We start from the raw sequence: 10,913 nt of genomic DNA, 5'->3' as shown, positions 1-10,913 counted from the left end.
GTGGGAGTGGCTACGGGAGGCGCGGCTCCTGTGATGCGCCTCACCTACCGATTGTTCGGTCGTTGGCACATTTTGGCTACAGGCCCCCCGAGGCTGTGGACAAACGGTTCTCCACAGCCTCCAATGAACGCAGTACGTCCACGGAAGGATGGTGGGGGGACATGGCGCCTGAACAAATGGCCGAAGGCCCGGACGACGGAATCCCCCTGCCGCCGGCCCGGCCGCTCGACGCCATAGATCAGGACATCCTCCAGATGCTCCAGGCGGACGGCCGCGCGTCCATACGCTCGGTCGCCGAACGGGTCCATGTCTCGCGCGCCAACGCCTACGCCCGCATCAACCGCCTCATCGAGGACGGCGTCATCCGTGGTTTCGGCGCCCGCGTCAACCACGAACGTGCAGGCCAGGGCACATCCGCGTACATCACCCTGAAGATCGTCCAGAACTCCTGGCGCACGGTCCGCGAACAGCTGCGCCAACTGCCCGGCGCCTCGCACATCGCCCTGGTGGGCGGCGACTTCGACGTCCTGCTCCTGGTGCACACCCCGGACAACCGCTCCTTGCGCGAACTGGTCCTCACCCGCCTCCAGAGCATCCCCGAGGTCCTCAGCTCCCGCACCCTGCTGGTCTTCGAGGAGGAGGACCTGGAGCCCCAGGGCTGAGCCGACCGCGGCCCCTCAGGCGGAGGCCGTCACCAGGCCGATCAGCAGCATCAGGGCCAGCGGGAGCAGCACGCAGACGAGCCCCGTCACAGCCGCCGCCAGGCGCGCGGTTCGCAGGGATCGCCGATGCGGCAGCAGCCAGGCGAGCACGAGCAGACCGAACCCCCAGTGGACCACCCCGCCGTGGAACCCCAGGGCGTCCTCGGGCGTCCTCGACGCCCCCACCCGCCGACCAGCCGTGACATCCGCGGCCGTACTCGTCACCGCCACGCGCGCGTACTCACGCCCAGCCGCCGCGGGCGGGGTTCAGCTCGCCCTGCGCAGGCCCCCGAAGACCAGGCGGACCACCGTCTCGGCGACCTCGCGTTCGTTCATCCCGCGGCCGTCCGGGCGGTACCACTCCACGATGGAGTTGACCATGCCGAAGACGAGCCGTGTGGCCAGGCGGACCTCGACATCGCCGCGGACCTCGCCCTCGGCGGCGGCGGCCTTCAGCAGCGCTGCCACCTGGTGGTCGAAGTCGCGGCGCCGCTCAAGGGCCCAGCGCTCGGTGTCGGTGTTGCCACGCACCCGCAGCAGCAGCGTCACGTACGGCAGCTCGGCTATCAGCACCTCGACCATGCGCCGGACGACGTACTCCAGGCGGTCCGCGGCGTGCCCCACGCGCGCGTGCTCCTCGTCGAGGATGCCGAAGAGCCCGTCCAGGGCACGGCTGACAGCGCGGCGCAGCAGCTCCTCCTTGCCCGTGACGTGGTGGTAGATCGACGACTTGGAGATGCCGGCCGCCCTGGACAGGTGCTCCATGGAGGTGCCGTCGTAGCCGCGTTCGTTGAAGACCTGCACGGCGACGGAGAGCAGCGTCTCCGGGGTGTACGTGTCGCGCTTGGCGGTGGTCATGAGGTGCTGCCCTCCCGCTTGTCGGAGGCGTACGCGTGGCGGTAGAGCGCGAGAGACGGCGCGTAGCGGCCGGAGGGCTCGCGCACGTGCAGCTCGTCCAGCAGGTCGTAGGCCCAGCCGCGGCCCAGGCGGCGGCTCCATTCGAAGGGCCCCATGGGGTAGTTCACGCCGAGCCGCATCGCGGTGTCGATGTCCTCCACGGTGGCCACGCCCTTGGCGACGGCGTCGTGCGCCAGGTCGACGATCCGGGCGACCGTGCGGGCGACGATCATGCCGGGGACGTCGCCGATGACGCTGACGTCCTTGCCGAGCGCCTGGAACAGGCCGATGGCCTCGGTGAGGGTCTGCGGCGCGGTGTCCTGCGAGGCGGACAGCGCGATCCGGGTGGCACGGCGGTAGTCGCAGGCGAGGTCGAAGTACACGACGTCCCGGAACTCCACCGACGTCTGGCCGTCGGCGAGCGCCAGCTGGCCGCCGCTCGGCAGCACCAGACGCGTGCCGTGGTCCTCTTCCTCCTCGCGCACCGGGATGCCCGCCTCGCGGATCAGCGAAAGGAGCTCGGAGGCGGGGCCAAGGTCGCCCTCGGCGACGACGTAGGCGGGCTGCTGCCGCTTCTCGGCGGTGTGCGGCTCGTCCCGCTCGGCGTCCTCCGCGTAGTCGTACCAGCCGTGCCCGCTCTTGCGGCCGAGCCGGCCCGACTCGACCAGGCGGCGCTGGGCGAGCGAGGGCGTGAAGCGCACGTCGTGGAAGAAGGCCTGCCACACGGAGTGCGTGACGGACTCGTTGACGTCCTGCCCGATCAGGTCGGTGAGCTCGAAGGCGCCCATCTTGAAGCCGCCGCACTCGCGCAGCACCGCGTCGATGGTGGCCGGATCCGCTCCTTGCGCCTCGTAGACCGCGAAGGCCTCGGCGTAGAAGGGCCGGGCGATGCGGTTGACGATGAAGCCGGGGGTGTCGGCGCAGGCCACCGGCGTCTTGCCCCAGGCCCGTGCCGTCTCGTACGCGCGTGTGGCCGACGTGACGTCGGTGGCGAACCCGGAGACGACCTCGACCAGCGGCAGCAGCGGCGCGGGGTTGAAGAAGTGCAGGCCGACGAAGCGGCCCGGGTTCGCGAGGGCACCGCCGATGGCCGTGACCGACAGGGACGAGGTGTTGGTGGCGAGCAGGCAGTCCTCGTCGACGACGCCCTCCAGCTCGCGCAGCAGCTCCTGCTTGACGTCGAGGCGCTCCAGGACGGCCTCGACGACCAGGGCGCAGTCCGCGAGCTCGGCGAGGGACTCGGCGGGCAGCAGCCGGGCACGTGCCGCGTCGCGGTCGGCGCCGGTGAGGCGGTCCTTGGCGACGAGCCGGTCCAGACGGGCGCCGATCGCGTCCGCCGCCGCCTGCGCGCGCCCGGGAACGGCGTCGTACAGCCGTACCGGATGGCCGGCGACCAACGCGACCTGGGCGATGCCCTGGCCCATGGTGCCGGTGCCGACGACGGCCACGGGGCTGCTGAGGTCGAGAGCTGTCATGTGCGCGATCCTCCCGCACGGGGTTTTCCACAGATGCGGCGGACCCCCTTGAACCGACCGATCGTTCGGTTACTCTAACTCTGTCTGGCTGTTCCTGCCCATGTTTCTGCCCAGGTCATGAGCTCGACGGAGAGCTCTGGAATCAAGGAGTTGGTCCCGCATGGCCGCCGAACTGACCGCCCACGAGCTGATCGCCAAGCACCGGCCCACCCTCGACCAGGCGCTGGAAGCAATCCGTACACGCGCGTACTGGTCACCGCACCCCGAGCACCCCAAGGCCTACGGCGAGAACGGCAGCCTGGACGCGGCGGCGGGCAAGGCGGCCTTCGACGCCCTCCTGGGCAACCGCCTCGACCTCGGCCAGCCCGGCACCGACGACTGGGTGAGCGGCGAGACGTCCCCGTACGGCATCGAGCTGGGCGTCGAATACCCGCACGCCGACATCGACACGCTGCTGCCCGCCATGCAGGCCGGCCGGCGCGCGTGGCGCGACGCGGGCGCTGAGATGCGCGCGGTGGTGTGTGTGGAGATCCTCAAGCGGATCAGCGACCGGACGCACGAGTTCGCGCACGCGGTCATGCACACCTCCGGCCAGGCGTTCATGATGGCGTTCCAGGCGGGCGGCCCGCACGCGCAGGACCGCGGCCTGGAGGCGGTGGCGTACGCCTACGTCGAGCAGGTCCGCACCCCCGACACCGCGGAGTGGACCAAGCCGCAGGGCAAGCGCGACCCGCTCGCGCTGACCAAGCAGTTCACACCTGTCCCGCGCGGGACCGCCCTGCTCATCGGCTGCAACACCTTCCCGACCTGGAACGGCTACCCGGGCCTGTTCGCCTCCCTCGCCACCGGCAACCCGGTCCTGGTCAAGCCGCACCCGCGCGCGGTGCTGCCGCTCGCGCTCACCGTGCAGGTCGCGCGCGAGGTCCTCGCCGAGGCGGGCTTCGACGCGAACCTCGTCGCGCTGGCCGCCGAGCGGCCCGGCGAGGGCATCGCCAAGACCCTGGCGACCCGCCCCGAGATCCGGATCATCGACTACACCGGCTCGACCGTGTTCGGCGACTGGCTGGAGGCCAACGCCCGCCAGGCGCAGGTCTACACGGAGAAGGCCGGCGTCAACACGGTGATCGTCGACTCCACCGACGACTACAAGGGGATGCTGTCCAACCTGGCCTTCTCGCTGTCCCTGTACAGCGGCCAGATGTGCACCACCCCGCAGAACCTCCTGGTGCCGCGCGACGGCATCCGCACCGACGAGGGCCCCAAGACCTACGACGAGGTCGTCGCCGACCTCGCCCGCGCGGTCGACGGCCTGCTCGGCGACGACGCCCGCGCGAACGCGCTGCTCGGCGCGATCGTCAACCCCGACGTCAAGGCCCGCCTGGAGGCGGCTGCCGGGCTCGGCGAAGTCGCCCTCGCCTCGCGGGAGATCGCCAACCCCGAGTTCCCGGACGCGGTCGTCCGCACGCCGGTGATCGTGAAGCTGGACGGCGCCAAGCCGGACGACGAGGCCGCGTACATGAGCGAGTGCTTCGGGCCGGTGTCGTTCGCCGTGGCGATGGACTCGGCCGCCGACGCGGTGGAGCTGCTGCGGCGCACGGTGCGCGAGAAGGGCGCGATGACCGTCGGCGCGTACACCACCGACGACGAGGTCGAGGGCGCGATCCAGGAGGTCTGCCTGGAGGAGGCGGCCCAGCTGTCGCTGAACCTCACGGGCGGCGTGTACGTCAACCAGACGGCCGCGTTCTCCGACTTCCACGGGTCGGGCGGCAACCCGGCGGCCAACTCCGCGCTGTGCGACGGGGCGTTCGTCGCCAACCGGTTCCGCGTCGTCGAGGTGCGCCGGGAGGCCTAGGCCCGCGCGGCGCCCCCGGTGAGACTCCAGTGGTACAGCGTCATCGCGACGCTCGTCGCCAGGTTGTAGCTGGAGACCTGGGGGCGCATCGGCAGGGACAGCAAGTGGTCGGTGCGCGCACGCAGTTCGGCCGACAGGCCGCTGCGCTCCGACCCGAAGGCGAGGACGGCGTCGTCCGGGAGCTTCACGCCCCGGATGTCGTCGCCCTCGGGGTCGAGGGCGAACAGCGGGCCCGGGGGCAGCTCCGGCACCGCCAGCCGCTCCACGACCGTCGCGAAGTGCAGTCCCGCACCGCCGCGCACGACCGTGGGGTGCCAGGGGTCGAGGGTGCCGGTGGTGACCACTCCGGTCACCCCGAAACCGGCGGCCAGACGGATCACGGCGCCCGCGTTGCCGAGGTTGCGGGGGTTGTCGAGGACCACGACCGGGGCGGTGCGCGGGGTGTGCGCCAGCCTGCCGAGGCCGGCGGCGCGTGACGGCCGTACCGCCAGGGCGGCCACCGCCGTGGGGTGCGGGCGCGGCACCAGGGACTTGTACGTCGACTCCGGGACCTCGGTCAGGAGCGCGTCCAGGGCGTCCCGTACGTCCGGCGCCAGCTCGTCGGCGAGCGCCAGCGCGGCCTCCCGGTCCACGGCGACCGCGACCGGGACCTCGGCGCCGAAGCGCACGGCGTGCTTGAGGGCGTGGAAGCCGTCGAGCAGGACGGAGGTCTCGGCGAGCCGGTTCCAGGAGGCCAGGGTCATGCCGAAGAGCCTACGTGCGCCTGCTCGGGGTTCTCCGGGCTACGCGGGGCCGGGGGCTTGACCGGGTAGTCGCCGCGCCGCACCAGCCCGGCCAGCCGGCCACGCGCGCGTGCGGCCAGATCGCCCAGCCGGCGCAGGAACGACGTCGGCAGGAACACCGCGTCCGCCGCGATCATCGCCAGGGAGAAGAACGGCAGGCCGAGCACGACCGCGATCACGGCGTGCTCGGTGATCATCGCCGCGAGCAGGACGTTCTTGACCCGCCGGTTGAACAGCGTGAACGGGAAGGCGACCTGCACGACGACCGTGCCGTAGGTGATCAGCATGACCATGGTGCCGCTGGACGACAGCACGTCGGCGAGCGCGGGCCAGGGCGAGAAGTAGTCGAGGTGCAGCGGGTAGTAGACGGCGGTGCCGTCCTGCCAGCGCGAACCCTGGATCTTGTACCAGCCGGCGGTGGCGTAGATCAGACACGCCTCGGCCATGATCACCAGCAGGGCGCCGTTGTGCACGACGTTGCCGATGACGTCCAGCAGGATGCGGGGCTCGGCGGACCGCGCGCGGCGGCCCACGATCCACCACACGGCCGGGGCCAGCCAGCTGATCCACAGGATCAACGGCACGGTCAGGTCGCCGTCGAGCCGGCCCGCCGCGGTCACCGCGACCAGCACGAACCCGAACACGCTCCACAGGGCCGGACCCACCCGGTCCGGCGCCACGCGCGCACCACTCGCGCGTGCCTCACGCGCGCGCCGTGCCCGGCGCTCGTCCAGCGACCAGACCTGACCGCAGCGCGTGAAGACGAGGTAGACGCACATCAGGTGCAGGACGTTGTCGCCGCCGTCGCCCATGAAGATGGACCGGTTCTGGAGCGAGAGCACGCCCACCATGAACAGCACGGACATCGCCCGGGTGCGCCAGCCGGCCAGCAGCAGCACAGCCGTCAGGACGGCGAAGAGGTACACCGTCTCGAACCAGATCCCGCCGCGGAACCACATCAGCGCGGTGAAGGAGCCGTTCGTCCCGATCAGCTGCTGGGCGAGGTCGAAGTCCCAGGGCCCGTCGGGGCCGTACAGCTCCTGGCGGTGCGGGAACTCGCGCAGCAGGAACAGCAGCCAGGTCGCGCTGAAGCCGATACGGATCACGGCCGTCTGATACGGGCCGAGGGCGGACTCCGTCACGCGGGCGATGGCGGAGGAGACCGCGAGGGCGAAGCGGTTCACCGGGTGCCTCCCGCGCCGATGCCGGCGGCGTCGGCGGCGGCCCGGTCCTCGGGCACCGACCACCAGGGCAGCACCCGGTAGCTCGGCTTGTCCGAGATCTGCTCCTGGCTCCACTTCGGCGGGGGCACGTTGGTGGTGCGCGAGCGGACCTGGACGCGCTCGACGACGCCGCCCTCGCCTGCCGCGTCCGCGCGGTCGAGCCGCAGCTCCACTATGCGCCGCAGATACGTCTCGGACAGGGCGCCCCGAAGGCCCACCGGCCGGTTCTCGGTGTCGTGCGTGGCGACGAAGAAGTCCCAGGCCCGGCGCAGCTCGTTCTGCTGGGTGTGGCTGGGCAGGAGATTGCCGTCGATGGCCTCGCCGTCCTGGGCGGACAGGTCGTACCAGCCGGTCGTGCGCGTGCCGTCGCCGCCTGTGCCGACCTGGGCCCTGACCTGCACCGCGATGTTCTGCTGGAGCGGGTTGGGGGCGAACAGCTTCCAGTTCTGCTCGAACTCCGGGTATATCCAGTCGTCGATCGCCCCGCCGTGTTTCTTGGTGACCGTGTTCGACGGCGCGACGTGCAGGAAGACCATCCCCGTGTGGACACAGACGACGATCGCCACCACCGCGACGGCGAGCGCGGCGACGATCTGGTACCGCAGCGAGAGGGCGGCCACACCGGCGCGGGCCTCGGGTTCGAGCGCGGGCGGCGGCGGGACGGCGAGCGACGGTTCGGCGGGCGGGGCGGGCGGCGGCACCGGGTGCGGCTCCCGGTCCGGCCCGTGCCGGGCGGCCGAGCCTGCGTCGTACGCGTCCATCCTGCCCCGATTCCCGATTCCGGTCCGTCCTGCCTCAGCGCTCGCACGGGAACGGTACTCAGGCCGACCCGCCGGGCACAGCCCCTGCCGGACCGATGTTGCCCACACCTTACGGGGGTGCCGACGGGACCATTCCCTTCTTCTAGAACCTGTTCTATCTTGACGCACCGTCAGATCGCCGTGGGTGTGGAAGGGCAGGGACCGTGGACTTCACCTTCACCGAGGAGCAGCAGGCGGCGGCCGAGGCGGCGCGCGGAGTGTTCGCCGGGGTCGCGCCGGACGCCGTGCCCTCTCCCGCGCTCACCCCGGGCGCCGTCGCCGACACCTTCGACCGCCCCCTGTGGGACCGGCTCGCCGACGCGGACCTGCTGAGCCTGCTCCTCACCGAGGAGTACGGCGGCGCGGGCCTCGACGCCGTCGCGCTGTGCCAGGTCCTGCGCGAATCGGCGAAGGTGCTGGCCAGGGTGCCCCTGCTGGAGAGCAGCGCCGCGATGGCCGCCGTCCAGGCGTACGGCGGCCCGGAGCTGAGGGCCGACCTGCTGGCCCGCGCCGGGCGCGGAGAGCTGGTGCTGACGGTCGCCGCGCACGGCCGCACCGGCCATGACCCGGCCGAGCTCGCCACCACCGCCCGACGGGACGGCTCCGGGTGGGTGCTTGACGGGGTGCAGACCGCGGTGGCCTGGGCGTACGACGCCGATCTCGTCGCCGTGCCGGCCCGTACGGACGCCGATCTGACCGTCCTCGCGCTGGTGCCGCGCGATACGGAGGGGGTCTCGCTCGCCGAGCAGTTCTCGACCAGCGGGGAACGGCTGGGGGAGCTGCGGCTGGAGTCGGTGCGGCTGACGGCGCGGGACGTCATCGACACCGAGGGGGCGTGGGAGTGGCTGCGCGAGCTGCTGGCCACGGGGACGTGTGCGCTGGCGCTCGGGCTGGGGGAGCGGGTGCTGGGGATGACGTCCGAGTACGCGAGCAAGCGGGAGCAGTTCGGGCATCCCATCGCCACGTTCCAGGCGGTCGCGGTGCAGTCCGCCGACCGCTACATCGACCTGCGCGCGATGGAGGCCACCCTGTGGATGGCCGCCTGGCGGATCACCTCGGGGGCATCGGGGGCACTGCCGGCCTCCGGGGACGTGGCCGTGGCCAAGATCTGGGCCTCGGAGGGCGTACGCCGGATCGTGCAGACCGCCCAGCATCTGCACGGCGGCTTCGGCGCCGACGTCGACTACCCGCTGCACCGGTACCACGCCTGGGCCAAGCACCTGGAACTGACACTCGGCCCGGCAGCGGCACACGAGGAGGCCCTGGGAGATCTGCTGGCGGCGCATCCGCTGGGCTGACGGGCGGGAGCCGGATGCCCCGCGCCGCGGAAGCCGGGCGCCCTACAGCACGGAGCCAGGCGCCCGACATCACTGAGCCGGGCGCCCTAGAGCACGAAGCCGGGCTGGCCCTCGTTGTTCACGACGGGGCGTCCGGCCGCCGCCCACACCTGCATGCCGCCGTCGACGTTCACGGCGTCGATGCCCTGCTGGACCAGGTACATCGCGACCTGCGCCGAGCGGCCGCCGGAGCGGCAGATCACGTTGACCCGGCCGTCCTGCGGGGCGGCCTCGGTCAGCTCGCCGTAGCGGGCCACGAACTCGCTGATGGGAATGTGCAGTGCGCCATCGGCATGGCCCGCCCGCCATTCGTCGTCCTCACGGACGTCCAGAAGGAAGTCGTCGTCCTTGAGGTCGGTGACCTCGACGGTGGGCACCGCAGATCCGAAATTCATGACTCCGACGCTACCTGACGGGCACGGGTCACCCGGCGGCTAGCCGAGCAATGCCGCCAGCTCCGCTTCCCGCGCCTCGACCTGGGCCAGCAACTGCTCGGCGATCTCGTCGAGAAGACGGTCCGGGTCGTCCGGGGCCAGGCGGAGCATCGCGCCGATCGCGCTCTCCTCCAGGTCCTTCGCGACCAGCGTGAGCATCTCCTTGCGCTGGGCCAGCCATTCGAGGCGGGCGTAGAGCTCCTCGCTGGGAGTCGGGCCCTGCTCCTTGGGCGCGGGCCCCGCGGCCCACTCCTCGGCCAGCTCCCGAAGCAGCACCTCGTCGCCACGGGCATAGGCGGCGTTGACGCGGGTGATGAACTCCTCGCGCCTGGCCCCCTCGGCTTCCTCCTGCGCGAGGTCGGGGTGGGCCTTGCGGGCCAGCTCGCGGTAGAGCTTGCGGGCCTCGTCGCTGGGGCGCACCCGCTGCGGGGGCCGTACCGGCTGATCCGTGAGCATCGCCGCGGCCTCCGGGAACAGCCCGTTGCCGTCCATCCAGCCGTGGAACAGCTCCTCGACGCCGGGCATCGGCATCACCCGGGCACGGGCCTCGTCGGCCTTGCGGATGTCCTCGGGGTCACCGGTACGGGCGGCCACGGCCTCGGCGATCCGGGCGTCCAGCTCGTCGAGGCGGGTGTACATCGGGCCGAGCTTCTGGTGGTGCAGCCGGGAGAAGTTGTCCACCTCGACCCGGAAGGTCTCCACCGCGATCTCGTACTCGATCAGCGCCTGCTCGGCGGCCCGCACGGCCCGCTCCAACCGCGCCTCGGGCCGCTCGGCCGGTTCCTCCACAGCCGCGGCATCCTCTGCGGCAGCCACTGCTTCGTCGACGGCCGCCACCGCTTCATCGGCCGACTCCACGGCTCCTTCAGCCGACTCCACCGCCTCATCGGCCGAATCCGCAGCTCCTCCGGCCGGCTCCACAGCTTCGTCGGCCGACTGCTGGGCTTCCCCTGGCGACTCCGCGGCTGTTTCTGCCGTCTCGGCGGCTGTCACCCGCGCCTCACCACCCTGCTCGACTCCGCCGACGGGCACCTCGGCACCGTTCGGCGCCCCCTCACCAGCGGGCTCGGCCTGGGACTGCTCAGCTTCCGGCGTCATCACCCGCCCAGCGTAGGCCACACCGGGCCCGGCCCTTCGAACACCGGCGTCGCCACGGACGCCGGGCCGGGGGCGCGGACCCTTACGCCGGCCGTTGCCTCGGGGGAGGCGAGCGTGACGGGCAGGGCAGCATCCGTCACCGGCCGCTGGACGTGCGGCGTAGGCCGGGCGGCGTCGGTCACCCGCGGGGAAGCGTCCGTCACCCGCCGGGCGGCCTCGACCCTGCCCCAAAGTGTCCGTCCACACCGGGCGGCCTCGGCCCCATGCCCCAGCCGGCCGTCACACGCCGGGCGGCGTCCTCACACACCGGAGGC

12 protein-coding genes are annotated in these 10,913 nt (G+C 72.1%); 3 read left to right on the top strand and 9 right to left on the bottom strand.

Features of this window, described 5'->3' with window-relative positions; all coding sequences use genetic code 11:
- Positions 1-176 precede the first annotated feature (176 nt).
- Positions 177-662, top strand: coding sequence for an Lrp/AsnC family transcriptional regulator (locus PGH47_RS21745; protein WP_271668117.1), 486 nt, complete (start codon positions 177-179; stop codon positions 660-662).
- A gap of 15 nt (positions 663-677) precedes the next feature.
- Here PGH47_RS21745 and PGH47_RS21740 read toward each other — a convergent pair whose 3' ends face one another.
- The 3 genes from PGH47_RS21740 to PGH47_RS21730 are packed head-to-tail and all read right to left on the bottom strand — an operon-like array spanning position 678 to position 3,073.
- A complete protein-coding gene (locus tag PGH47_RS21740) occupies positions 678-932 on the bottom strand; it encodes a hypothetical protein (RefSeq protein WP_271664811.1) in 255 nt (84 codons plus the stop codon).
- Positions 933-968: 36 nt separating this feature from the next.
- Positions 969-1,559: a TetR/AcrR family transcriptional regulator gene (locus PGH47_RS21735; protein ID WP_107904930.1), complete on the bottom strand. Its 591-nt coding sequence runs from the start codon at positions 1,557-1,559 to the stop codon at positions 969-971.
- Positions 1,556-3,073: a 3-hydroxyacyl-CoA dehydrogenase gene (locus PGH47_RS21730; RefSeq protein WP_271664810.1), complete on the bottom strand. Its 1,518-nt coding sequence runs from the start codon at positions 3,071-3,073 to the stop codon at positions 1,556-1,558. Before PGH47_RS21730 ends, PGH47_RS21735 begins: the two co-directional genes overlap by 4 nt.
- 160 nt (positions 3,074-3,233) lie before the next feature.
- On the opposite strand from PGH47_RS21730, the gene paaN reads away from it, so the two are divergent.
- Positions 3,234-4,925 carry a phenylacetic acid degradation protein PaaN gene (paaN, locus tag PGH47_RS21725; RefSeq protein ID WP_271664809.1) on the top strand — a complete coding sequence of 564 codons (1,692 nt, stop codon included), beginning with the start codon at positions 3,234-3,236 and terminating at the stop codon, positions 4,923-4,925.
- Here the strand turns inward: paaN and PGH47_RS21720 are convergent.
- Genes PGH47_RS21720 through PGH47_RS21710 form a run of 3 tightly spaced genes read right to left on the bottom strand, consistent with a single transcriptional unit; the run spans position 4,922 to position 7,691 of the window.
- Positions 4,922-5,668: a TrmH family RNA methyltransferase gene (locus PGH47_RS21720; RefSeq protein ID WP_271664808.1), complete on the bottom strand. Its 747-nt coding sequence runs from the start codon at positions 5,666-5,668 to the stop codon at positions 4,922-4,924. The genes paaN and PGH47_RS21720 overlap by 4 nt on opposite strands.
- A complete protein-coding gene (locus tag PGH47_RS21715) occupies positions 5,665-6,891 on the bottom strand; it encodes an HTTM domain-containing protein (RefSeq protein ID WP_271664807.1) in 1,227 nt (408 codons plus the stop codon). Before PGH47_RS21715 ends, PGH47_RS21720 begins: the two co-directional genes overlap by 4 nt.
- Positions 6,888-7,691: a DUF5819 family protein gene (locus PGH47_RS21710; protein WP_271664806.1), complete on the bottom strand. Its 804-nt coding sequence runs from the start codon at positions 7,689-7,691 to the stop codon at positions 6,888-6,890. The genes PGH47_RS21715 and PGH47_RS21710 overlap by 4 nt, the downstream gene beginning before the upstream one ends.
- A 203-nt stretch (positions 7,692-7,894) precedes the next feature.
- On the opposite strand from PGH47_RS21710, the gene PGH47_RS21705 reads away from it, so the two are divergent.
- A complete protein-coding gene (locus PGH47_RS21705; RefSeq protein ID WP_271664805.1) occupies positions 7,895-9,028 on the top strand; it encodes an acyl-CoA dehydrogenase family protein in 1,134 nt (377 codons plus the stop codon).
- 86 nt (positions 9,029-9,114) lie between these two features.
- Here the strand turns inward: PGH47_RS21705 and PGH47_RS21700 are convergent, their stop codons facing one another.
- The 3 genes from PGH47_RS21700 to PGH47_RS21690 all read right to left on the bottom strand — a co-directional run bounded on the left by PGH47_RS21700 (position 9,115) and on the right by PGH47_RS21690 (position 10,802).
- Positions 9,115-9,444 (bottom strand): rhodanese-like domain-containing protein, encoded by a 330-nt coding sequence (locus PGH47_RS21700; RefSeq protein ID WP_271668116.1) that lies wholly within the window; start codon positions 9,442-9,444, stop codon positions 9,115-9,117.
- A gap of 57 nt (positions 9,445-9,501) precedes the next feature.
- A complete protein-coding gene (locus PGH47_RS21695) occupies positions 9,502-10,317 on the bottom strand; it encodes a hypothetical protein (RefSeq protein ID WP_271668115.1) in 816 nt (271 codons plus the stop codon).
- Between the two features lie 281 nt (positions 10,318-10,598).
- On the bottom strand, positions 10,599-10,802 hold the full coding sequence (locus PGH47_RS21690; RefSeq protein ID WP_271664804.1) for a hypothetical protein: 204 nt from the start codon (positions 10,800-10,802) through the stop codon (positions 10,599-10,601).
- Positions 10,803-10,913: the final 111 nt, after the last annotated feature.

Source organism: Streptomyces sp. HUAS 31, from assembly GCF_028198125.1.
GTDB lineage: Bacteria > Actinomycetota > Actinomycetes > Streptomycetales > Streptomycetaceae > Streptomyces > Streptomyces chartreusis.
This window is presented reverse-complemented; position numbering and strand designations above follow the sequence as displayed.